Source organism: Streptococcus sp. HMSC10A01 (assembly GCF_001807785.1).
GTDB classification, from domain to species: domain Bacteria; phylum Bacillota; class Bacilli; order Lactobacillales; family Streptococcaceae; genus Streptococcus; species Streptococcus gordonii.
Map to the genome: position 1 here is coordinate 19,944 of NZ_KV790975.1, position 23,477 is coordinate 43,420.

Annotated in this window: 28 protein-coding genes; 4 read left to right on the forward strand and 24 right to left on the reverse strand. The window is 43.1% G+C overall.

Annotation, left to right across the window (positions count from 1 at the left end; all coding sequences use genetic code 11):
• The first annotated feature begins 8 nt into the window (after positions 1–8).
• Positions 9–236 carry a hypothetical protein gene (locus HMPREF3108_RS05925; RefSeq protein ID WP_001152920.1) on the forward strand — a complete coding sequence of 76 codons (228 nt, stop codon included), beginning with the start codon at positions 9–11 and terminating at the stop codon, positions 234–236.
• A complete protein-coding gene (locus HMPREF3108_RS10685) occupies positions 224–385 on the forward strand; it encodes a hypothetical protein (protein WP_001062367.1) in 162 nt (53 codons plus the stop codon). The genes HMPREF3108_RS05925 and HMPREF3108_RS10685 overlap by 13 nt, the downstream gene beginning before the upstream one ends.
• 224 nt (positions 386–609) lie before the next feature.
• On the opposite strand, the gene HMPREF3108_RS05930 is transcribed toward HMPREF3108_RS10685, so the two are convergent.
• From HMPREF3108_RS05930 to HMPREF3108_RS06000, 15 genes are all read right to left on the reverse strand, one after another.
• Complete coding sequence (locus HMPREF3108_RS05930) at positions 610–1,410, reverse strand: energy-coupling factor ABC transporter ATP-binding protein (protein WP_000103848.1); 801 nt, start codon at positions 1,408–1,410, stop codon at positions 610–612.
• Positions 1,397–2,233: an ABC transporter ATP-binding protein gene (locus HMPREF3108_RS05935; RefSeq protein WP_045773690.1), complete on the reverse strand. Its 837-nt coding sequence runs from the start codon at positions 2,231–2,233 to the stop codon at positions 1,397–1,399. The genes HMPREF3108_RS05930 and HMPREF3108_RS05935 overlap by 14 nt, the downstream gene beginning before the upstream one ends.
• Positions 2,209–3,000 (reverse strand): energy-coupling factor transporter transmembrane component T, encoded by a 792-nt coding sequence (locus HMPREF3108_RS05940; protein ID WP_000130448.1) that lies wholly within the window; start codon positions 2,998–3,000, stop codon positions 2,209–2,211. The genes HMPREF3108_RS05935 and HMPREF3108_RS05940 overlap by 25 nt, the downstream gene beginning before the upstream one ends.
• Positions 3,000–3,602: a hypothetical protein gene (locus HMPREF3108_RS05945; RefSeq protein ID WP_012000350.1), complete on the reverse strand. Its 603-nt coding sequence runs from the start codon at positions 3,600–3,602 to the stop codon at positions 3,000–3,002. The genes HMPREF3108_RS05940 and HMPREF3108_RS05945 overlap by 1 nt, the downstream gene beginning before the upstream one ends.
• A gap of 337 nt (positions 3,603–3,939) precedes the next feature.
• Entirely contained in the window at positions 3,940–5,460 is a 1,521-nt protein-coding gene (locus tag HMPREF3108_RS05950; protein ID WP_070493765.1) for an ABC transporter permease/substrate-binding protein, read from the reverse strand.
• Positions 5,453–6,181, reverse strand: a complete 729-nt coding sequence (locus HMPREF3108_RS05955; RefSeq protein ID WP_070493767.1) for an ABC transporter ATP-binding protein — start codon at positions 6,179–6,181, stop codon at positions 5,453–5,455. The genes HMPREF3108_RS05950 and HMPREF3108_RS05955 overlap by 8 nt, the downstream gene beginning before the upstream one ends.
• 14 nt (positions 6,182–6,195) lie before the next feature.
• Positions 6,196–6,960 (reverse strand): nuclear transport factor 2 family protein, encoded by a 765-nt coding sequence (locus HMPREF3108_RS05960; protein ID WP_061595777.1) that lies wholly within the window; start codon positions 6,958–6,960, stop codon positions 6,196–6,198.
• A 3-nt stretch (positions 6,961–6,963) separates the two neighbouring features.
• Positions 6,964–7,401, reverse strand: coding sequence for a MarR family winged helix-turn-helix transcriptional regulator (locus tag HMPREF3108_RS05965; RefSeq protein WP_061595778.1), 438 nt, complete (start codon positions 7,399–7,401; stop codon positions 6,964–6,966).
• Positions 7,402–7,590: 189 nt separating this feature from the next.
• The gene (locus HMPREF3108_RS05970; RefSeq protein ID WP_070493769.1) at positions 7,591–8,370 is read right to left on the reverse strand and encodes an L-threonylcarbamoyladenylate synthase; all 780 of its coding nucleotides are present in this window, start codon (positions 8,368–8,370) and stop codon (positions 7,591–7,593) included.
• 99 nt (positions 8,371–8,469) lie between these two features.
• Positions 8,470–9,060 carry a 3-isopropylmalate dehydratase small subunit gene (leuD, locus tag HMPREF3108_RS05975; RefSeq protein ID WP_002897735.1) on the reverse strand — a complete coding sequence of 197 codons (591 nt, stop codon included), beginning with the start codon at positions 9,058–9,060 and terminating at the stop codon, positions 8,470–8,472.
• A gap of 9 nt (positions 9,061–9,069) precedes the next feature.
• Entirely contained in the window at positions 9,070–10,452 is a 1,383-nt protein-coding gene (leuC, locus tag HMPREF3108_RS05980) for a 3-isopropylmalate dehydratase large subunit (protein ID WP_070493771.1), read from the reverse strand.
• 1 nt (position 10,453) lies between these two features.
• Complete coding sequence (locus tag HMPREF3108_RS05985; protein WP_070493774.1) at positions 10,454–10,720, reverse strand: DUF1294 domain-containing protein; 267 nt, start codon at positions 10,718–10,720, stop codon at positions 10,454–10,456.
• The gene (gene leuB, locus HMPREF3108_RS05990) at positions 10,717–11,754 is read right to left on the reverse strand and encodes a 3-isopropylmalate dehydrogenase (RefSeq protein ID WP_070493777.1); all 1,038 of its coding nucleotides are present in this window, start codon (positions 11,752–11,754) and stop codon (positions 10,717–10,719) included. Before leuB ends, HMPREF3108_RS05985 begins: the two co-directional genes overlap by 4 nt.
• 12 nt (positions 11,755–11,766) lie before the next feature.
• Positions 11,767–13,335, reverse strand: a complete 1,569-nt coding sequence (locus tag HMPREF3108_RS05995; RefSeq protein ID WP_070493780.1) for a 2-isopropylmalate synthase — start codon at positions 13,333–13,335, stop codon at positions 11,767–11,769.
• 450 nt (positions 13,336–13,785) lie between these two features.
• Complete coding sequence (locus HMPREF3108_RS06000; protein WP_070493783.1) at positions 13,786–14,442, reverse strand: hypothetical protein; 657 nt, start codon at positions 14,440–14,442, stop codon at positions 13,786–13,788.
• Between the two features lie 165 nt (positions 14,443–14,607).
• Between HMPREF3108_RS06000 and HMPREF3108_RS06005 the strand changes: the two genes are divergently transcribed.
• Positions 14,608–15,609, forward strand: coding sequence for a LacI family DNA-binding transcriptional regulator (locus tag HMPREF3108_RS06005; protein ID WP_070493785.1), 1,002 nt, complete (start codon positions 14,608–14,610; stop codon positions 15,607–15,609).
• Between the two features lie 16 nt (positions 15,610–15,625).
• Positions 15,626–16,564: a bifunctional biotin--[acetyl-CoA-carboxylase] ligase/biotin operon repressor BirA gene (gene birA / locus HMPREF3108_RS06010; RefSeq protein ID WP_061603173.1), complete on the forward strand. Its 939-nt coding sequence runs from the start codon at positions 15,626–15,628 to the stop codon at positions 16,562–16,564.
• Between the two features lie 55 nt (positions 16,565–16,619).
• Here birA and HMPREF3108_RS06015 read toward each other — a convergent pair whose 3' ends face one another.
• The 9 genes from HMPREF3108_RS06015 to obgE all read right to left on the reverse strand — a co-directional run bounded on the left by HMPREF3108_RS06015 (position 16,620) and on the right by obgE (position 23,406).
• Positions 16,620–16,805, reverse strand: a complete 186-nt coding sequence (locus HMPREF3108_RS06015; protein ID WP_046165754.1) for a DUF3272 family protein — start codon at positions 16,803–16,805, stop codon at positions 16,620–16,622.
• A 38-nt stretch (positions 16,806–16,843) separates the two neighbouring features.
• On the reverse strand, positions 16,844–18,514 hold the full coding sequence (dnaX, locus tag HMPREF3108_RS06020) for a DNA polymerase III subunit gamma/tau (protein WP_070493788.1): 1,671 nt from the start codon (positions 18,512–18,514) through the stop codon (positions 16,844–16,846).
• Positions 18,514–19,011, reverse strand: a complete 498-nt coding sequence (locus HMPREF3108_RS06025) for a GAF domain-containing protein (protein WP_070493830.1) — start codon at positions 19,009–19,011, stop codon at positions 18,514–18,516. The genes dnaX and HMPREF3108_RS06025 overlap by 1 nt, the downstream gene beginning before the upstream one ends.
• 28 nt (positions 19,012–19,039) lie before the next feature.
• A complete protein-coding gene (locus HMPREF3108_RS06030; RefSeq protein ID WP_070493791.1) occupies positions 19,040–19,873 on the reverse strand; it encodes an alpha/beta fold hydrolase in 834 nt (277 codons plus the stop codon).
• A 104-nt stretch (positions 19,874–19,977) separates the two neighbouring features.
• A complete protein-coding gene (locus tag HMPREF3108_RS06035) occupies positions 19,978–20,598 on the reverse strand; it encodes a Type 1 glutamine amidotransferase-like domain-containing protein (RefSeq protein ID WP_070493794.1) in 621 nt (206 codons plus the stop codon).
• 12 nt (positions 20,599–20,610) lie between these two features.
• Entirely contained in the window at positions 20,611–21,225 is a 615-nt protein-coding gene (locus HMPREF3108_RS06040; RefSeq protein ID WP_070493797.1) for a class I SAM-dependent methyltransferase, read from the reverse strand.
• Positions 21,222–21,803: a GrpB family protein gene (locus HMPREF3108_RS06045; protein WP_070493833.1), complete on the reverse strand. Its 582-nt coding sequence runs from the start codon at positions 21,801–21,803 to the stop codon at positions 21,222–21,224. The genes HMPREF3108_RS06040 and HMPREF3108_RS06045 overlap by 4 nt, the downstream gene beginning before the upstream one ends.
• Before the next feature lie 125 nt (positions 21,804–21,928).
• On the reverse strand, positions 21,929–22,084 hold the full coding sequence (locus HMPREF3108_RS10835; protein WP_045502399.1) for a hypothetical protein: 156 nt from the start codon (positions 22,082–22,084) through the stop codon (positions 21,929–21,931).
• A gap of 11 nt (positions 22,085–22,095) precedes the next feature.
• Positions 22,096–23,406 (reverse strand): GTPase ObgE, encoded by a 1,311-nt coding sequence (gene obgE / locus HMPREF3108_RS06050; protein ID WP_045634998.1) that lies wholly within the window; start codon positions 23,404–23,406, stop codon positions 22,096–22,098.
• Between the last annotated feature and the right edge of the window lie 71 nt (positions 23,407–23,477).

Sequence of the window (23,477 nt, forward strand, 5' to 3'; positions counted from 1 at the left end):
GATTAGCCTTGCAAGATAAAAAGTTGCTAGAAGAATACAAGGCGGAAAATGATAACTTAAAAGCCCTCAAAATGCCCTCACAGGAAACAGAATTCAAACACTTAGACAATCAATATAAAGATGAAGTGAACGCTCTTAAAGAGAAGTTGGAAAATTTGCAGGAACAAATCAAAGATCAAAAAAGGATAGAAGAACAAGAAAAACCAATAAAATGGTGGGGACTATGGCGAAAATAGATGATTCAGTTAAAAAGAAAGTTCCAGAATTGCGATTTAAAGGATTCACGGATGAATGGGAACAGCGTAAGTTGGGAGACGAAGTTCGAATAGTGATGGGACAGTCTCCTAATTCAGAAAATTATACTGATGATCCTAATGGGCGCTAAAAATGCGAAGACCTATGAAGACCTATTTTGTATTAGTCAAACAAAAAATCCAAAAGAAATGGTATATGATTATGACCATGAAACAAAGTAAAATCAAACCGAGTGATCTGAGGAAGCACCCGATGATCATGAAACGTTATTAAACACAAAAGTCACCCATGTGAGTTCTTGCCAGAAGCTGAAGTTAATCCTTCAACCTGGAAAACCCGCAGAGGTGACTTTTTCTATACATCTCGATTTTTCTGGCAATAATCATTAACCGATAAATATGTCTGTGAATCACCCAGCGACTCCGCTATGTCCATAATCCGCGGTGGTAGTAATCCCACTCGCTGGACAAGTTCGTGATTGCTGAACAATTCCCGTGGACTGCCGGCGAAGCCAAACTTCCCGTGTTCCATAACATACACCGACTCAAACTCGGCGGCGACCCAATCCATGTCATGGGTGATGGTCACAACTTGGTGGCCCGAATCAGCCAACTGATGGAAAATTGCGGTCAACTTGCGCCGGCTTTCCCAATCAAGCGACATCATCGGCTCATCAAATAAATAAATCGCCGGATCCACTGCCAAAACTGTGGCAACGCTCAACAGCTTGCGTTCCGACAATGACAGGTCATATGGACTTTCAGCTGTTTTATCATCCAAGCCAACTCTTTTTAGAGCCGCTAAAGCCCGCCTCGTAATCGTGTCGTGGTCATCCATGACCTGCGCGACATTCCACTCCACCTCTCGTTGAACGGTCGGGTTGAAAAGCTGATCGTCAGGATTCTGAAAAGTAATCCCAACCTTCAGTAACTTTTCGACTGGTTTAAGATCATTAAAATTTTCTCCATCGATCTTAATCACACCGGTTTGTGGTGTCAGCAAGCCCGTCAACAATTTGAAGAGCGTTGATTTGCCGGCACCATTTTGGCCGACAATCGCCACCATCGGATCGGCGAAGTGTTTGTCTTCAACATCCAAGCTAAAGGACCGTTCCGGATAAGTGAACGTCAGGTGGCTCAGTTCAATTGTGGACATAACGAACCTCCTTCAGATCAGCGTAATTCACCGGATACCGGCCATCAGCCAAGTGCCAATCCATTTTTTGAGCAAGTTGCTGGATTGTCGGGGCTGGAATCTGCCAGTCAGCTGCCAAATGATTAAACACCTCACCCGGCCTGCCCTGGGCTACCATTTGACCCTCGTGCAGCACCCACACAACGTCGGCGACTTCGCACAAATCGTCAATTTCACTGGTGACAATGAAGACAGTCGTCTCTTTGACTTGGTCCAGCCATTGGAAAAATTGCCGGCGGCCAAGGGGATCCATCTCACTGGTCGGATCATCCATAATCAAAACAGCCGGATTAGCCACAATCGCCGTGGCAATTGCCAACCGCTGGATCTGACCACCGGAAAGGCTCTCGGGACGCAAATTCAGCTGTTCAATCAGCCCCATTTGCGTGGCAACTTCTTCAACCCGTTTTTGAATCAGTCCTTCAGCCATTCCCTGATTAATCAAGTCAAAGGCGATTTCATCGGCAACCGTGTCTGCCAACCCGCTTAGTTGGCCAGCTGGATTTTGCAGTACAACTCCATTCATGGCATTATAAACGGGCCAATTGTCGGACACTCGCTGGCCAAACATGTGCCAGTCGCCCTCAATCTCAGCAGACACAATTTTGGGAATGACCCCTGCCAGCACACGGCACAAAGTCGATTTGCCGGAGTGGCTATTCCCGATAATCCCAACCACCTGGCCGGTATGAACCTCCGCGTTAATCTGACGCAGTTGTGGTTGCTCAGTACCCGGATAACGGGTGGTCAAATTTTCAATTACAATCCGTTTATCTTCGTCCATATTTTCCACCCAATCAATAAAATTGCCAATCCAGTCAGACCAATGTGCAGCGTCCGCGACAGGCGATACACGCGCTGGGAGGTTCTGACAGTCCGGTTGAGATTATCAAAACCTCTCAGTTGGAGAGAAATCGACCGCGTCATCGATTGATCCAAGGTCTTAATCACCAATGGAATTAGAACCGGCAGGACTGACTTTAATTTCTGAATCAACGTTTTTTGCGGATTGGTTCCGCGAACTTTTTGTGCCTGCTGGATTTTCCGCATATTGCGCATCATTTCCGGCAAAATATAACACACCGACATCAGAACGTAGACGGTTTTATAAGACAATCCGGACAGTTCCAAATAGGCCGCATTTTCTGAAATACTCGTGGTCACCATAAAAAAGCCACTGGTCAAAATAATCACCAATACTCGACAACCCAGAGTGGTGGCGTAAATCAGGCCTTCTTTGTAGAACGACACCCCAAGCACAGAAAACAGCACAGTTTGATTCCGACTGTAAAATAACCCTTGGATGATCAGCATGGTGCAAATCAGAAACAGGCTGAATCCCAGCGCCTTAAAGGTGGTAGAACTCAATTTGGAAAATAACAATAGCAGTGTTGCGACAAGAATTAATCCGGCCTGAAGCAATAAATTCATACTGGCAAAGCTCAACAACGTCATGTCCAAGATGAACAAGAGCTTAGTAATCGGATCGATCACCTGGTACCACTTGAGCTTGACCCGTGGCGCTCCAGAAATCAATGTTTTATCAGTCATCATTTATCATCGCTAAAGAAGTGCACCATCCGCTTCGGCAGCTGACGATAGATGAAGAATGCCAGGTAGGCCACGCAGACTTTATCCAAAATATCCAAGACAAACTCATCGGTAAATGAGGCCAGCCACACTGGTGCATGATTGGCGACCATTACCGCAAACAATGAGTCACCCCAAGCGATACCGGTCTGACCACCCCAAAAGATGACGTTGAGCGGCGTTGAAATGACAGCTGAAACGATGGCAATAATAATAGCAGAAACAAATACTCGTCGCGCTGACGAGAACCACCCATTGGCGTGCAAAACTCCGACAGCAATCCCAATTCCGATGCTGGTAATCGCATACACGGTTGAAATTGGCGATAAGGTCAGCCCATAGATCACGTTGTTGATGAAACCACTAATGGCACCGGCAACCGGCCCAGCCAACATGCTGGCAAGAAAGGTTCCCAAAGACCCCAGCCAAACGGGCAACTTTAACCCCTCCGCCAAGGCTTTGGCAACATAGTTAATCCCCACGGCAGCGGGAATCAAAGTCATGGTGGCAGCACTTAACTTAAATTTCCACATACTGGTACGATGAATCGGTTCTGTTTTCATAATCTTCTCCTTTTGTTTTTAAAGAGCCGTGTCTGGATAGACTTTCGGACGCAACGCTCTATTATATATCTACTGAACTGTCTATACACAAGATTTCCATCCTTAGTCGACATGAGCTGGAAATCTTTATTTGTTAAGTAGTTCACAACACATTATACACCTATTCTCTGAATAGTCAAGTGTCTTTACAGTAAAGTTTTAGAAAATCCTGAAAATTTTCTCTTCCTTTCCATTTTAAGTGACCTTCAGTAACTCTAACATCAAAAAAGCCCAGACAAAAATATCTGAGCATTCTTCTATATAGTCGTTTAAGGAAGTTGAGTTCAGCATTTTCAAGCTATTTCTTCAAGAAACCTTGTTCTTGCAGAAATTCCTTGGCTACTTGTTCTGCTGGCTTGCCTTCGACACCGACTTGATAGTTAAGCTGGCTCATCTGGCTTTCTGTAATCTTACCAGCCAATTTATTAAGAACCGTTTCCAACTCTGGATGTTTCTTGAGAAGAGCTTCTTTCATCAGAGGAGCCCCTTGATATGGTGGGAAGAGTTGCTTATCATCTTCCAAGACCTGTAAATCATAACGCGCAAGTTCTGCGTCAGTCGAATAGGCATCCGTGATTTGAATATCACCCGACTGGATAGCTTGGTAGCGAAGGGCTGGCTCCATAGTTGACACATTGAGATTCAGTCCATAGACAGATTGAAGTCCTTTGTTCCCATCTTCACGATCGCTAAATTCCAAGGTAAACCCTGCCTTGAGCTTGTCTTGAACTGCCTTAAGGTCAGAGATGGTTTTAAGATTGTATTCTTTAGCAACACTCTTAGGTACTGCAATTGCATAGGTATTTTGATAAGCCATGTGATTGAGCAAGACTAGATTGTCCTGTTTTTTGATTCCATCACGTGCTGCTTCAAAAACTTCTTCAGCATCAGTACTGGCTTTTGGAGCAGGCTGCAAGAGAGTTCCAGTAATCGTACCGGTAAACTCAGGATAGATATCAATATCACCTTTTTTCAGAGCTTGATAAAGGAAGTCTGTCTTACCAAAGTTTGGCTTGACTGTCACAGTCATATCGGTATTTTCCTCAATGAGGAGTTTATACATATTCATAAGAATCTCTGGCTCTGGCCCCAATTTCCCAGCTATAACCAGATGATCCTTTTCCTGCTTGGGAAGCAGACTCGGTGTATAAGAAGCGCCTAGACCAAGGATTAAGACCGCAAAAGCTGTAAATACCGTCCGAAGCTTAGCTTTTTCCATCCATTTAAGGAGACTGTTGAAAAGAATAGCCAAAACGGCAGATGAAATAGCTCCAATCAAGATCAGACTGACATTGCGACGGTCAATTCCTAGAAGGATAAAGGAACCTAGTCCACCAGCTCCGACAAGAGCTGCTAGAGTTGCTGTTCCGATAATCATTACCGTTGCTGTCCGAATTCCAGAAACGATGACGGGCATAGCTAGAGGCAGTTCAAACTTCTTGAGTCGCTCCCACTTGGTCATCCCAAAGGCGATTCCAGCTTCTTCTAAACTAGGATCAATCCCATTCAAAGCCGTGACAGTATTTTCTAAAATCGGGAAAATAGCGTAGATCACCAGAGCAGTCAGTGCCGGTAGTGTACCAATCCCCATGAGGGGGATAAAGAGTCCCAGCAAAGCCATTGAAGGAATGGTTTGAAAGATTCCCGCAATTTGTAGCACCCAATTTGCTACTTTTTTATGACTATGAAGATAGATAGCGAGCGGAATGGTCAAGAAGATGGCCACTAGTAAGGTCAGAAGAGATAGCTGGAGATGTTGTCCTAAGGCTGCCAACCATTCGCTAAAGCGCTCCTGAAAGGTAGAAAATAAATTAGCCATGTTGAACACCTCCAAATAAATCTGCTACAAAGTTAGTCGCAGGTGCAGATAAAATTTCCTCAGGTGTTGCCACTTGACGAATCTCCCCGTCCTGCAGAACAGCAATCCGATTCCCCAATTTCAAGGCCTCATCCGTATCATGGGTCACAAAGATTGTCGTCATCCCAAACTGGTCATGGATACTCTTAGTCAAGCTCTGCAATTGCTTACGCGAGATGGCATCAAGAGCTGAGAACGGTTCGTCCATCAGTAGGATTTTGGGTTGAGCGATAATGGCACGGACAATACCCACCCGCTGCTGCTCACCGCCAGACAGCTCACTTGGCATACGCTGAGCATAGTCTTCAGCAGGCAAGCCTACTAGCTCCAGCAATTCATCGGTCTTCTGCTGAATATCTGCCTTGCTCCAACCTTTCATCTCAGGAATTAGAGCAATATTTTCAGCCACAGTTAGGTTGGGAAAGAGGGCAATCGCTTGTAAGACATAGCCTGTGGAAAGGCGCAGCTCACGCTCATCATAGTCTTTGATGCGTTTACCATCCATATAGATATTTCCATCAGTTGGTTCCAAGAGACGGTTAATCATCTTAATCATGGTCGTCTTACCGGATCCAGAAGGACCCACTAAAACCATGAACTCTCCATTCTCAATCCTTAAATTGACATCTCTCAAGACATCTTTTTCTGTATAGCGTAGCGCTACATTTTTATATTCAATCATTGTTTGTCCTCAATTTAAAACTTTCCTCGATTAGTTAAGTCTTCTACCTTAGGCATGACTTCCTTATTGTCCCAATGCTCCACAATCAAGCCATTCTCCAAACGGAAGATATCGTACTGAGCATAAGCCACCCCATCGATCTGATTCTGCCCATAGCTGACCACATAGTTTCCTTGTCCCAAAAGCTGGAAAACAAAGTCAAAAGTAACACCATGTTCAGCCACATAGTTTTTATAAGCATCACTTCCTTGGCCAATCTCATGATTATGCTGAATCAAATCGTCTGCCACATAGTCACTCCACTGCTCTAGCTCCCCATTTTGGAAGATTTCTGTCAGGAAACGACGAACAGTTTTTTTATTTTCTACTGTCTTGTCTAAATCCGTGACTTCAAAATCTCCAAAGATCTGGTCTAACTGTCCATTTTCCGGAGCACGATAGTAGTCAATAACATCCCAATGCTCCACGATACGGCCATTCCCATCCGCACGGAAAGTATCCGTTGTCACCCATTGAGCTTCCCCGCCATTGAGATATTGATGGACATGAACGAAGACCAGATTGCCATCCTCAATGGTGCGAACAATCTTCATCTCACGCTCGGGATAACGCTCAAAGAAATTTGCAAAAAAAGCCGCAAACCCTTCTTTCCCATCTGGCACACCTGTCGAATGTTGGATATAAGTATCCCCTACAGACTGAGCTTGAGCCTCAGCAACACGCCCATCTTGAATGGCGTGAATATATAGATTTTGTGCATTTTCAACTTGTTTTGACATGATTTATGCCTCTTTTTCTTTCAAATTTGCTAAAATGCGTTCCTGATAACTTTCAAACTGACGAATTTCTTCCTCTGAGAAGCCTTTATAAAAAATAGCATCCAATTTTTGACTGATACGATGGCCCACTTCTTTCTGAGACCAACCCCGCTCTGTCAACTTTACATATTTTTTTCGCTTGTCTAAACCACACTGACTAAAGGTCACTAAACCCTTCTCTTCCAACTTTTTCAGCATAGTCGTCAGCGTATTATTGGCTAGTCCTGTCTCCAGCGCAATATCTGTCGCCGTCGCGCAGCCCGTTTCACTATTCCATAAAACTGTGAGAATCTTGCCCTGCTCACTTCGATAAAGGGCTTCAGGATCCTGATTCAGTAACTTTTGAAAAATTCGCCCATTCAACAAACGAATATGATAGGCTACTAAATGACTGTCTTTCATACTTCCTCCAATTTATTTCTATATCGAATCGATTTTTAATTATTGTAACGCCAGATATTACAGCTGTCAAGAATTTTGTTCTATTTCGAAATAATTTTAAACTGAATAAAGATTTTAAACTAAAAATTCCAAACAAAAAACTCAGTGTACAGAGGAAATCCCCCTCTCGCACTGAGCTTCTTTTTTATCTTAGTAATATTCACCCTGACGGTAATCCCATGAGTTGAAAGTATCGGACAGGTGCATCATGATTTTGTCGATGTCCAATCCTTTGCGGATAACCACAGGTGCTGGTGAGATGGAACGTTGCCCACCTTGTTCTGGAATCAGTTTTCCATCCTTGTCCACCATGGAGACCATAACACCTTGCTCGTAGCGAGTTTCAATGGTCTTGTCTGGCTGGATAGAGGCTACATAGTCATCTGCTTCAATGACTAAATCAACAGCGTTTTCGATGCGCTCGCCAATTCCTTCAACCTTGCCGCGGTTCCCTTTACCGGATGGGTTAGCTGAGGATGCATAGACCATCTTGCCTTCTTCCCAAAGCTTAGCTGCCAGCTGCTCGCCCGCCTTACCAAACTTAATAACAAAACAGCTAGTGCCACGAACATCTGTCATCAGCTCTTCACGACCGTCGCCATAGGCTTTGAGCTTTTCGAAAGCTTCTGGCTTCCATGGAAGAATACAGCCCAAGAGGATATCTTCATCCCAATGCTTTTGATAAAAAGCCTCAATTTTCGGATTTAACTGAGCCAAAGCACGGAGCTCATCCATGCTGCCACAAAGGACAACACCAGGCTTATTACGGTTACGTGCCTTAGCTTCGAACTTACGCTCCAAACCTGCCTTATCACTGGTCATAATGATGTAACCTACCTTAGTCGGACAAACGATACAGCCCCCATCTCCTTTAAGAATGTCATAACCTTCTTGTGAAAGAGTTCCGTTCCATTGAATGTGTTTTGTCATAAGTTTATTCCTTTTCTATTAAATTAAGATTTATTTTACCATATATTCTTATCAGAGACAAGATATATTTAGAATTTTCTGAATATATCAAAAATATGGTTACTGCCAATAAGATGGACGATTTTTTTCATATTCTGCAATCAAATCCTCATACTGCAGGGTAATACCGATATCATCCAACCCGTTGAGGAGCTTGTGCTTCCATTCTCCATCAATGTCAAAGGAGAATTCTCCCACCGGTGAAAAAATCTTCTGCTGCTCCAAATCCACCGTCACTTGATCCGTTGGCTTTAGATTCGCCAAAGCTTGCCGAACTTCCAGTGGCTGGACGATAGGCAACATGCCGTTATTAAGTTCATTGTTGTAGTGAATATCCCCGAAAGATCCGGCAATGACTACCTTGAAGCCATAGTCAGCCAAGGCCCAGGCAGCGTGTTCCCGAGAGGAACCCGCTCCGAAATTGTCCCCTGTAATCAGAATAGTCGCCTTGCGATACTCTGGTCTATTAAAGACGAAATCAGGATCTTCCGTGTACTGATTGTCCAGATAGCGCCATGCGTACATGAGATACTTTCCAAAGCCTTTTTTATCAATCAACTTGAGAAACTGCTTGGGTAAAATTTGGTCCGTATCAATATTATCGTTCATGAGTGGGACTGTTGTCCCTGTATAGATTGTAAATTTTTCCATAAACCTTCCTTACTGGATCTCCGGTAGCTGACGGACGTCTACGAATCGTCCGGCAATAGCTGCCGCTGCTGCCATGGCAGGACTGCAAAGATGAGTCTTAGCTCCAAAGCCTTGCCGATCCTCAAAGTTCCGATTACTTGTAGAGGCACAGTGAACTCCATCTGGCACCTTATCTGGATTCATTCCCAAGCACATAGAGCAACCTGGATCGCGCCACTCAAAGCCTGCATCCATGAAAATTTTATCCAGTCCCATCTTTTCAGCAGCCCGCTTGACCGGACGAGAGCCTGGTACGACGATAGCTGTTAGATTGGGAGCAATGTGCTTACCAGCGACAAACTTAGCTGCCAGCTGCAAATCGCTGAGTCTAGCATTGGTACAAGATCCGATAAAGATATAACCTAGGTCAATATCTTCTGCTTTCTTACCCGGGGCGAGGTCCATGTAATTGTAGGCTCGCTCGTCGTTCATGTCACGTATTTCTGGGAAAGCAGCACCGAACTCTACTCCCATAGAAGGATTGGTTCCCCAAGTCACCATTGGTGCAAGCGTGGAAACATCAATCTCAATGACCTTATCATAGACAGCATCAGGATCACTGACAAGAGTCTTCCAATCAGCCACCGCCGCCTCAAAGTCCTTGGGAGCTCCGGGCCGACCTTGAACGTAATCATAGGTCTTCTGGTCGGGATTCATAATGCCCATCTTGGAGCCAAACTCAATAGACATATTGCAAATGGTCATGCGCTCTTCCATGGTCAGATGGTCAATCGCATCACCTGCATACTCGACCACATGACCGACACCTGCAGCCACACCATATCGAGCAATCAGAGCGAGGATAAAGTCCTTGGAATAGACACCTTTAGGTGGCACTCCGGTAAATTTGACCAGCATTTTTTTAGGCTTGACCTGCCAAATGGTCTGCGTGGCAAAGACGTGCTCCACCTCCGAAGTACCGATTCCAAAAGCAATGGCTCCAAAAGCTCCATGAGTGGCCGTGTGACTGTCACCGCAGACAATGAATTTGCCCGGCTGGGTCTTGCCTGTTTCAGGTCCAACCATATGGACAATCCCCTGCAACTCTGATCCGTGAGCGGCATGCTCGATGCCAAAATCCTTGACATTCTCAGAAAGTTTATCAATCTGAGCCTTGGAAATCACATCCCGAATATCATAGATATTGACCGTAGGAACATTATGGTCAAAGGTACCAAAGGTCAAGTCCGGCCTTCTAACTTTGCGCCCTGCATCTCGAAGGCCTTGAAAAGCCTGAGGGCTGGTTACTTCATGAATATAATGCTGATCTACATACATAAGCTGGGGCTGGCCTTCTTGACCAGTTATTACATGCCTTTCCCACAGCTTATCAAAAATCGATTTTCCAGCCATACTAGCTTCTCCATATGTAATATAAAATTCCGATTTCCACTATTATTCCGCAAATCCAAGCCAACCAGAAATACCATTTTCTGGTCTTATGATGAAAGAGGCAACCGCCTAATAAAGCGCCCAAACCTCCGGCTACCAATGCTGACAATAGCAAAGTCTTCTCTGGAATGCGGTAGTGATTTTTCTTAGCCTTTCGTTTATCCCAACCATAAAGCAGGAAAACGACAAGGTTCCATAGCAGGCAAATACCTGTTAGTATCCATTTCATAAGTTATTGATAATGGCCTCCGTCATTTGAGCTGTCCCTGCCTGGCCACCCAGATCTCGGGTTAAGATACCCTGAGCCAAGGTCTTCTCCACTGCTGCCTCAATCGCTTCTGCAGCTTCAAGCTCTGCAAAACTATCCCGCAGCATCATGGCCACAGAAAGTATCATACTGATAGGATTGGCAATTCCTTGCCCCGCAATATCGGGAGCCGAACCATGGATAGGCTCGTAAAGACTTGGTCCAGAAGCCGAATGACTGGCTGAAGGCATAACTCCCAGCGTTCCTGATAAGACACTTGACTCGTCTGAGAGAATATCCCCGAAGAGATTTTCTGTTACTACAACGTCAAACTTAGCAGGATTGGTAATCATAAGCATCGCAGCGCTATCCACCAGCTGGTGCTCCAAGGTCACATCTGGATAATCCTTAGCGACCTCATCTGCTACTCTGCGCCAGAGTTTGGATGTCGCTAGCACATTTTGCTTGTCAATACTGGTCACGCGCTTTCTGCGACCACGCGCAATGTCAAAGGCCTTACGGACAATCCGCTCTACCTCTTCATAGCTGTAGTCGTTGATATCCCGCGCTGATTCGTCCTTCAAAATATGCTCGCCAAAGTAAATCCCACCAGTCAACTCGCGCACAACCACGAAATCCACACCAGTGATCCTTTCAGCCTTCAAAGGCGACAAATGCTTGAGAGGATCGAAAATCTTAACTGGGCGGATATTGGCATAGAGTTCAAGCTCCTTGCGCAGAGCGAGCAAACCCTGCTCTGGCCGAACCGGGGCATTATCATACTGGGGACTGCCGATAGCTGCTAGGAGAATAGCATCCGCCTCCTTGGCCGCTTCTAGAGTTGACTGAGGCAGAGGATGACCTTCCGCATCAATCCCAGCACCCCCAAAAGCTTTCTCCGTAACATGATAAGTAAAACCGAACTTATCCGCAATGGCAGCCAATACTTGAAGACCTGCTTCCATGATTTCTGGGCCAATACCGTCACCTGCCAGAGCTACGATTTTTTTTGTCATAGGTACTCCTTCCTATTCACTAGCAGGTAAGTCATGATAAGAAACGCGACGGCCAATTTCACCTGCATTTTCCTTTTGAATAAAGGTATTGGCATGGATATAGGCAATAGCACTAGCCTTAAGAACATCAAAGTCAATACCAGAAGAGTTAAAGATCGTATCTGTATCCGTATTTTCTACAGCTACCAAGACGCGAGCCTGAGAGTCAATACCATCTGTTACCGCTTCAATGTTATAAGACAAAAGCTGGACAGACTGGTTAAAGAATTGGTCAATCGCATTAAAGATAGCTTCAACACTTCCCTTGCCTTCTGCCACACAAGTGACTGTCTCACCATCGCCATTAACCAACTGCACATCAGCTGTGATAGTTTGGTCATCATTGGTCGTTAACTGCAGATCATCAAATCTGAATCCTTCTGGATTTTCAATCGTCGTTCCAGCAATCAGAGCTCGAATATCAGCATCTGTAACTTCATTTTTCTTATCTGCCAGAACCTTAAACTTAGCAAAGAGATTATTAATTTCAGATTCAGCAAAGTCCAGAGCCAATTCTTTGAGTTTTTCGACAAAGGCATGGCGACCAGAGAGTTTACCAAGTGGGAGTGAGTTGCTCTTGACACCGACCAACTCTGGGGTGATGATTTCATAAGTCAGTGGGTTCTTAAGAACGCCATCCTGATGGATACCAGACTCATGTGAGAAGGCATTGCCACCAACGACAGCCTTGTTCTTAGGCACTGGAATACCTGAAAAACGAGACACAAGTTCAGAAGTATTAATCGTTTCGTTAAGGACGATATCTGTCTCAACCTGATAATAGTCTTGACGAATCTCTAGGGCAACCGCTACTTCTTCCAGAGCCGCATTACCAGCACGCTCACCAATACCGTTGATCGTTCCTTCCACCCGTCCAGCACCATATTTAATCGCAGACAAGCTGTTGGCCACCGCCATTCCTAAATCATCATGGCAGTGAGGACTATAGATAATTTCACGGTCCGTTTGGACATTGTCAATCAGATACTTAAAGATATTACCAAACTCTTCAGGTGTAGTAAAACCAACCGTATCTGGAATATTGATGTAGCTAGCACCCGCGTCAACTGCTGTCTGAACGACTTGAAGCAGAAAATCTAGCTCGGTTCGTGTCGCATCCTCAGGTGAAAACTCGACAATCTCAAACTTAGAGCGAGCATAAGAAACATGCTCCTTAATGGCTTCTAAAATCTCTTCCTTGGACTTTTTCAGCTTGAACTCTCTGTGAATGGGACTGGTCGCAATGAAGACATGTACCTGAGGGTGCTTGGCATCCTTGAGTGCCTCATAGCAGGCATCAATGTCAGACTTAACCGAACGCGCTAGGCCAGTGACCGAAGCTTTGGTGATTGCTTTGGCGATTTCCCGTACTGCTTCAAATGAATCTGGACTAGCAGCTGGGAAGCCAGCCTCGATGGCCGAAATTCCCCATTTTTCAAGTTGTTTAGCAATAGCAACCTTTTCCTTAACGGAAAAGTTCACTCCAGGTGTCTGCTCACCATCCCGAAGGCTGGTATCAAGAAACTCAATTTTTCGTGTCATAGACAACTCCTTTTCTAATACACAAGGGCTCTTATAATCAAGGCTTCAAAATGTAAACTAGCAGTAGAAAATATCTCTAAAAGACTAGCACTTTGGGCCAAGCATAGAAACCTTAATCTATATTGAGGTGAGTAGGTATAAAAAAACATCTCACTTGAGGAACAAGCGAGATGTTGATTTACTCCCGCTTGGTAAGCCAAACAGGACTAATGCTTTTGCACTAGCCCGAGTAACGCAACAACAAAGCAAAGTTTGAAGATTGGGTTGACTTCATGTTTGACTAACTCCTTTTGAGATGATTTCTTATTGTTTAGAATTCTAACACAGTATTTTTGCCTTGTCAAGAAAAAGTCGATATTTTCTGAAAATTTTTAATATACTGTACTCAACTTTTATCCAACTAACTCTTTCTGCAATTTGAAAAAGAAAGTTTCGATCCAACCTCGAGTATTAAGAAAATTGATCTTGACTAGACAACTGCTTTAAAATAGTCTTTAAGTGTCCAATTCCCCTCTCTACCAAAGCATCTACATCATCTTCTCCTTTTCCAGGATAGGTTGGATATAGGAAATTTCCCACTAAAATAATGGGATTTCCTGACGAGTCTTTTTCCAGACGATAAAAAGAGATAGCTGAAGCCTTGTTAGCTTGTTCTGAACGCTCATAACCTGTCAGCCACTCCTTATCTCCGATAGTGACCTTTCCTTCTTTAGAAAAACGATGACCGTCATCCATCATTTTTTGCTTTAGAGCTTTCTCAGAAAGTTTCTGATTACCTTGAATACGTAAAGTATAAATTTGAACTAAGAAATAACGACCATCTTCTTGAGCAGTATAAGCTACATCTTCATTAGGTTTTAGACTTTGCTCAAGATCTAGTTCCCATTCTTTTGGAATCATATACTTCAGGCTATCCACTGTCTTATCTTGACTATCTTTAACCCAAAGATAATAAGTTTCTCCATTAGAAATGGAGACCGGTTTAGCCTTTGAATAAACATCAAATTGCTGGTCAAGACTTAGTGGTCCTTTCTTACAGGCTGTTAGGAAAAACAAGCCACATAAAAGAGTTGTTAATGCAAGAAAAGTTATTCCAGCTCTTTTCATCTTTTATCCTCCTCATTCAAAGCTTTATTTTATTATACCACATACTATAATCTGCCCACTAATAGCTATGCCAAATATGCTGGGGTGTTTTACTAAATTCTGCTTTGTGATTTACTAATGTTTGATGTATAATGAAAGAATAGTAAAGAAAAAGGATTGAATCGTATGGCTACCATCAAAGATATTGCCCATGCTGCTGGTGTTTCACCTGCAACTGTTTCGCGAGTTTTAAACCAAGATCAAGCCATGTCTGTCAGTGATGAAACGCGTACCAAAATTTTTACTATCGCTGAACAGCTTGGTTATAAAAAATCAAAGAGAACAAATAAACGTTCTAAATCTTCTCACAGAATTGCTATAATCGAATGGTATACAGAACAAGAAGAACTCGATGATCTCTACTACTACTCTATTCGTTTAGGAGCTGAAAAAAGAGCTCAAGAATTAGGCTATGAGATCATTAGAATTTTCAACAATGATTCTATGGCTCAACTAGAAAATATTGACGGAATCATTGCTATCGGTAAGTTTAGTCCTGATAAGATAAAAGAACTGGAAACTTACAGTGACAACTTAGTTTTTGTCGATAGCGATACCTTAAATTATGGCCATTCTTGCGTCACGACCGACTTTGAAAACTCCGTTATCAATGTTATAGATTATTTTATCAACAATGGCCTAAAGAAGATTGGCATGATTGCTGGTCAAGAAACCTCTTCTGATAAAAGCACTCTGCTCTCTGACCCTCGACTCAATACTTTTCAATCCTATCTCCAGCAACTCAAGCTATATGATCCCAATCTAATCAAGATTGGAAGCTTTTCTTCAGAAGCGGGATATAAGATAATGAAAAAGTTCATTATAGAGCTTGGTGACAATCTTCCTCAAGCCTTCTTTGCAGCAAATGATGCCTTGGCATCAGGTGCCTTGCGTGCTTTGCAAGAAGCTAAAATCCCTGTCCCAGAAAGTGTTAGCTTGATTTCTTTTAACGATACTTCTCTAGCCAAATATATGTATCCAAGACTCAGTACTGTGACAGTCTTTACTGAAGAAATGGGAAAACAAGCCATTCAAATTCTTGAGCAAAGCTTCCTAAAAGACAGTCCTTCAGTCGCTTATATGGTCAAACTAGCTACAAGATTGACTATTAGAGAAAGCAGCCTTTAAATTAGAAAGACATACTATGAAAACCTATGAAAAACTATATGATATTCTTAGGCAAGCCGATGATTACGTCAATGGTGAAAAAATAGCCCAAGACCTAGGGATCACACGGACCTCTATTTGGAAAGCCATTCAAAAACTTGAAAAAGAAGGCATCCAGATCGAATCTGTCAAGAATCGTGGCTATCGATTGCTTGATGGAGATTTGCTGCTTCCTTCTTGGATTGAGGAACACTCACCTGTAAAAGTTTCCTTCAATCCTGACTGCCAGTCCACTCAGATGGACGCCAAGGCTGGCATGGAGGCCGGACGCTCTGCCGACACTCTCTATCTAGCCACTGCGCAATCTGCTGGTCGCGGCCGTTTCAGTCGTGTTTTCTTCTGCCCTAGCCAAGGTGGATTCTATATGTCTCTCCACCTCAAGCCCAACCTTCCTTTTGACCAGATCCCTTCCTATACGATCTTAACTGCGGGAGCCATCTATAAGGCAATAAAAAATCTAACTCTTATAGATATTGACATCAAGTGGGTCAATGATATTTATTATAAAAATAAAAAGATAGCTGGCATCCTAACAGAAGCTACTACTTCTATTGAGAATGGGCAAGTAACTGATGTTATTATCGGAGTTGGTTTTAACTTCTCTATTAAAGATTTTCCTGAAGACCTCAAGGACAAGGCCGGATCTTTATTTGATAAGAAACCTCCAATCAGTCGTAATGAGCTCATTGCTGAGATTTGGAAATGCTTTTACGAAAGTGATCCAGAAGAACTCATCTACCTTTACAAGCAGCGCTCTTTGGTGCTGGGAAGGGAAGTCAGCTTCAGTCAAAATAATACTGACTACAAGGGTTTGGCTAAGGACGTTTCTGACAGTGGTCAGCTCCTCGTTCAGCTCGATAATGGTCAAGAAATCTGGCTCAATAGTGGCGAAGTTTCTCTAAGCAGTTGGGAATAGACTGTATACAATCACAAGCTAAAAGGACTGAGAAATCTCAGCCCTTTTCTTTTGTTTATTTTAAATGTTTATCAATTTCATCAACAATCCGGCCCATGACATAGGAGATCTGAAGATTCCGCAAAATCAGAAAGGCCCAGAAAATCGCCATGAAATAGTGTTCCGACATTATGGATTCATTAAAAAAGTATGTTTCAACAGCCGTAAAGAGAGCCACTGTGATAAATTGTCTTCTATTCATAAATGTATTATATCATGAAAAATTCAAAAAATCTTTTATTAGTCTTCTTGCACGGTAATTTTTTCAGCTAAAAAGTCAAATCCTTCTGGAATCAAATTTTCTTCCTTCTTCTCTTCGACTTCAACTTTACCATTTCTGCTACGAGCCGAGAAATCCGCTCGGATCTTGGTCCATTCTTCTAAGGAAATAGCCAAAATCTCTGGTGAAAACCCTGCTGCGCTGCTAAGAATATTGCCAAACATGGTATTGAGATTGTCTCGCTTCATGGTCTGCTCAGCGTTAAAATTAGACTCAAAAGCTAAGATAGCATGGCTTTCATTGGCTGCCACAGGTTGCGAGCCAGCCAATAAAGCCTTGTCCGCCCCGGATAAACTCTCAATGACCTCTCCCCAAGCATTCTGTAGCTTAGTCAGATTGCTACGAGCTAGGCTAGGATTGTCAACAGCCTCCTCCAGGATAGCATTGACTTTATTGCGATCTACACGGTAGCCCTTAGATTTCTGTGGCCGAATATCCGAAGTTTTGACAGGTGCTGCAGGTTTTCCATTGCCATTAGCTAGCTGCTGCTTAAGACTATCAATCTCTTGCCTCAATCCCTTGAGTTCATCAGCTAGATTATCTGGAATGGCTGTCGCTGTATGAAGACTGCTAGTCTCTGCCAGTCGAATGGTCATCATTTCTGTATAAATCTTAGGCTGCAGGCTGTTCTTGATGTCTGCCAAACTCTTGGTCGCCATATCAATCATGGCAAAAAGAGTATCCTGCGGTGTTTTGAGATTTTCCAGAAAGAGCTCGCTGGCGTGATGATTCTCCCCGCCAGTTTTGACAATGATTAGATCACGCAGATATTGCAGGAGGTCCGTTACGAAACGGGCCATATTTTTTCCGCTGTCAAAAATCAGATTAAGATTATCCAAGGCCGCAACTGCATCATGCGCAATCAAGGCTGCTACATAAGCATCCAAGGCTCCCAAGCTGATAGAGCCTGTGATCTCTTCAGCTATTTCTGTGGTCAGGCGGTTTTCCTGGGTTAAACTAAGAGCCTGATCAAGGATAGACAGGGCATCCCGCATACCACCTTCTGCTCGACGGGCAATAATCTGCACACCTTCTTGCTCAAAGTCAATACCTTCCTGATCCAAAATCCACTCAATATGGGCAATAATGTCCTGAGTCTTGATAGACTTAAACTCAAAACGCTGGACACGGGAAAGAATCGTGGCTGGAATCTTATGCAACTCAGTCGTCGCTAGGATAAAGACCACATTTTCAGTCGGTTCTTCCAAGGTCTTGAGCAAAGCGTTAAATGCCCCTGTTGAGAGCATGTGCACCTCGTCAATGATATAGACCTTGTGCTTGGCCATACTAGGTGCATAGGTAGATTTATCCCGAATATCACGAATCTCATCTACCCCATTATTAGAAGCTGCGTCGATTTCTATGACGTCTTCAAGGCTTCCCTCAGTTATGGCCTGACAGATATAGCAGTCATTGCAAGGCTCGCCGTCCTTTTGATTCGGACAGTTCATAGCCTTGGCAAAAATCTTAGCTACACTGGTTTTTCCTGTTCCACGTGGGCCAGAAAAGAGATAGGCATGACTGATTTTTCCTTGCTCAACAGCCTGCCGCAGAGTAGTAGCCACTACTTGCTGCCCCACCAGCTGACCAAAGGTCTGACTGCGGTATTTCCGATATAAAGCTTGATACATTAGGCTTTTTCTCCAAACATTTCAAAATTCCAAGTCGTTTTTTCAAGCAAAATCTGGACGAACTTTTCCAGATATTCCTGATCTACCTTATCATAATCACCCGTCAAAGCTGAATCCAAATCCAGTACTCCAAGAAGGCGACCGTCTTTTACCATGGGCACCACAATTTCGCTTTTCGCTCTGCTGTCACAAGAGATATAGTTGGCATGCTGGCTCACATCGTCTACGATAATCGTCTGCTCTTTCTCCGCAGATTCCCCACAGACACCCTTACCTAAGGCAATATGAACACAGGAAACACCACCCTGAAAAGGCCCCAGAATCAGCTCACTCCCATCAAAAAGATAGAAACCTGTAAAGACTGAATTAGGCAAGGCTTGATTGAGCAAGGCGCTAGCATTGGAAAGATTAGCTAAAGAGTTAGTCTCACCCTCCAACAAAGTTTCCAGCTGTGCTAATAAAAGTTGATAATTTGAAATTTTATCTTTTGTGTTCATAGAGTCTATTATATCAAAAGCCGGTCTTTCAACCAAGCTTTTCTTTAATTTTGTTATCCAAAAATTCATCAATCAGTCTATTTACAATATCGGGTTGGTCGGTATTAGAATTGTGCCCCGCCTTATCAATCCATTGAACAGACTTCCCAGTATTTCTTTCATAGGCCTTCAAATATCGTATACAAGACCCTGCACGATCTTCTTTTCCACATATAACCAATTGTGGACATTTTACTTCATAGGAAAGTTTCTTCTCCACTGCTTCTGAAAATATCTTATATCCGTATCCCGCAAGACGAGCATACCTTTCTTGATCGCCATCATAAATCATCATCATATCATACATCAGTTTTCTTCCATAGTCTGTTGTTGATACGCTTTTAGGGCCTGATTTCAAAAGAAATTTCCATGGATAGATTCTATAAATTGCCTCCATATTTTTTAAGAGCCACAATTCCATAGCTGTATAATACTTCCTTTGAAGGGATGGTGAATCAATCGTAACAAGACCTTTTAATTTCTCAGGAAAAAGTTGAGCATAAACCTGTCCTACATATCCTCCCATTGACTGACCAATTACTATTGGATTTTTTATTCTCTCTTTGACAAATATTCCATCCAGCCAACTTGCTAAATCAAATAAAGTAAAATCGAGACGAAATGGATAAGATGAAGCGTGTCCAGGTGCGTCCCAAACCAAGACTCTATATGTATCTTTAAAATATTCTATTTGTTTTTCAAATAACCTATGATCAGCAGTTAGCCCTGGTAAAAAGATAAGAGCACTTTGGGATGATTCAACAGCATCATTTGTCCAATAATGAATTATTCCACTTGGTGTTTCATATATTTTTTCAATCAAAGTTCAATCCCCGCATTCTAATTTGTTTAATCTAGTTTATCGCAATTTCACTCATTCCTTTTATTATAGTTTCTCAAGTAGGTTCACTAGAACATATATTCTGATTACTTATCCTCCAAAACCTTCACTTCTTCACCTTCCACAAGCACAGCTTGGCGATTATTGAGGGGAAGCAGATTCAGCTGGTCGCTGTATGTATCCAGAGTGGCCTGGGCACTTTCAACAAAGGGTTCTTCGCCAACATGAGGAAGAACATAAAAATCCACCTCGCTTAGTGCCTCTGTATCGTGCAGTTCTGTTGCAACTCCTTTATCGTCCATGAGCTTATTGTAGTCAATGTCCTTGGCTGTGATGATGGCACCAGCTGATTCGCCCACATAAACCATACCATCCACAATCTGCTCTCTTATCAAGGACAGAAGCTGCTTTTTCTTTAATTCTTGCAGAAGATAAAAAGTATTGCCACCAGAGACATAGAGTAGTTTACTTTGGAAAATCTTTGCTTGAGCTGTTTCTCTATCACAAGCTGAAATATCTAAAATTTCTACTTGAAATCCCAAATCTGCAAAGGTCTGCAGGGCTTCGTCAATATAACCCCTGTACTCTTCTACATTTCCAGCCGTCGGGATAAAAAGCACATGTTTGCCCAATTGCTTTTCGGACGCATATTGTCTGAACAATTCCTTGACTCCCGCAAAATAAGAGCATAAAAATAATTGTTTCATAGGATACCCCCCTTAGTTTTTCACGATTTGATAAAGAATCCATTGACCATTTCTTTGACTATTGAGAAGATGTAGGTCCAAGGCTGTCAAGAAGCTTTCCAGTTTTTCGCGCTTTTTAAAGTCTGGTAGGTAGTAAGCTAATTTGCTCCATTCACATGCCAGTAAAATGATTCCATCTGGCTTCAGTATCCGCTTAAGTTCTAACAAGGCCTTCGTTAAATTTGACCAATGAAAATGAGTCTGAAAGGCTGTAATCAAATCAAATTCCTCAACAGGAAGATTTGTTTTCTCAACATTTTTCACCTCGAAAGATAGGCCAGGCTCAGACAATTCTTCAGCTGATTTGATGGCTGTACTTGAAATATCAATCCCCAAAACTTGGCTATCAGGAAAGTGCATTTTTAAATACTTCGAGGAAGCTCCATTTCCAACTCCAACATCCAAAATGGCATGAAATCGCTTCTTATGATCCAACTGACTGACCGACCAGACAACCATGGGCATATAAACACGATTCCAAATTTTCATCATCCATAGTCCAATAAGGCCTGATGGTTTCTTAGATTGGTAAATTAAGTAAGGAAAAACCAGAATAATCAGAAGGACTATTATCACAAGATAAATCATAGGACTTCCCTCTCATATCTTCTGCCATAAAGCTTTTTAGCTTTCTCGGTGTATTTCCTGATAAAAACCGTCTTGGAGTCTGTATAGGCATCCCGATTGTGTTCATACTGTTTCCACAAAGAAAGTTTGAGCTGTTCATAGTCCTTAGCAACAGCAGGATGTTCCTGCAAATAGTCCCTAAAATAAAGCTCATCATGATCACCTTCATAGCGCAGATGCAGATGGAAAACCCGCTTGGCAAAACCACTCGGTGTGTAGCCCTTATTAAAAGACATCCTCCCTTGACTTTCTGACATGAGCAAATAGCCATTCTGTAGAAGTAAGTCTCTCATTACCGCCATATCTATTTTTTTAGGAATCTCCAGCATGATGTCCACTATAGGCTTGGCCCAGATAGTCTCTACTGATGTTGAGCCAATATGACTAAGACGAACGATCTGATGTTCTGGTATAAAACTTAATAGTCGAAATCGCTCCTCCTCATACCAGTCTTTCCACTCAGTTTGATGCTCTCTTAAAACAATCGGAAAAAGCTGCCATAGCTCTTCCAAAGACATATCCTCTAATGCTTTAGTCATCATCCACTCTCCTTTAGATTCGAATATTCCTTAAGCATATTATATCATTATCTGAAGCAAAAGAAGCGCACTAACAGTTAACTATAAATAGAAACACCCTGAGAATTTTCCTCAGAGTGCTTATTTTAATCTTTTTTTTGAGCCTTTTCTCTTTCCAATCGTAATTTCCGATTTGGATTAAGGCGTGTGAAGAGTTCTTCTAGCTTTTCTGCGTTCCAAACGTCTGCTGCAGAGACAAAATTTCCATTTTCATCACGGAAAGATATTGGTTTATCACCCATTTCAAGCCTCCTTAGTCAACGAATTCAAACTCAAACTTGCCGATGCGGACCAGATCCCCATCCTTGGCTCCGCGAGCACGAAGGGCTTCATCAACACCCATACCACGAAGCTGACGGGCAAATTTCATGACTGCTTCATCGCGGTCAAAGTTGGTCATATTAAAGAGTTTCTCCAGCTTGTCACCTGACAACACCCAAGTCGCATCATCATCACGAGAAATTTCAAAGGCTGGTGCTTCCTCGTCAAAGCCATAGTAAGCTTCTTCTTCCATTTCAGACTCATCATAAAGAAGAAATTCAGGTGTCTTATCCAGTAATTCTGCGGTCGCATCTAAGAGAGTCGAAAGTCCTTGCTTAGTCAGACTGGAAATTGGGAAGATTTGTGGCAGTTCCGCAAACTCATCATAATTAGCTGCCAATTTCTCTTTAAATACCTTGAGATTTTCAGCGCTGTCAGGCATATCCATCTTATTGGCAACAATAATCTGCGGGCGCTCCATAAGACGAAGATTGTAGGATTCCAACTCTTTATTGATAGCCAGATAGTCCTCATAAGGGTCACGTCCTTCACTCGCTGACATATCGATGACATGAAGAATAACCCGTGTCCGCTCAATATGACGGAGAAACTGGGTTCCCAGTCCGACCCCTTGGCTAGCTCCCTCTATCAAACCCGGTAGATCTGCAACTGCAAAAGACTCGCCAGACTGGGTGCGAACCATGCCTAGATTTGGCACGATTGTCGTGAAATGATAGGCACCAATCTTAGGCTTAGCCGCTGTAATCACGCTAAGCAGAGTGGATTTTCCGACAGATGGGAAGCCGACCAGACCAACGTCTGCTAGGACCTTGAGCTCCAGCAAAAGCTCCCGCTCCTGTCCTGGTTCTCCGTTTTCAGAAATCTCAGGTGCAGGATTTTTAGGCGTTGCAAAACGGATATTTCCACGACCGCCTCGGCCACCACGCGCTACGATAAATTCTTGACCATTTTCTACCAAGTCCGTCAGCACCTTGCCAGTCTCAGCATCACGAACCGTCGTCCCCTGAGGTACACGAACAATTAAGTCCTCAGCGCCACGGCCATGCATGCCCTTGGTCATGCCCTTTTCACCAGACTGAGCTTTGAAATGGCGATTGTATCGAAAGTCCATCAGGGTACGAAGACCCTCGTCTACGACAAAAACCACATTACCGCCTCGGCCACCATCGCCTCCCCAAGGGCCGCCATTAGGAACATACTTTTCACGGCGAAAGGCAACCATACCATCACCACCATTACCAGCCTTAACCTGAATCTTGGCTGTATCTAAAAACATACTCATTCTTTCTCTACCTTCTCTTAAATTTCACTTTCATATTCCTAAAAAAAACGCTGAAAGAGCGTTTCGGATTT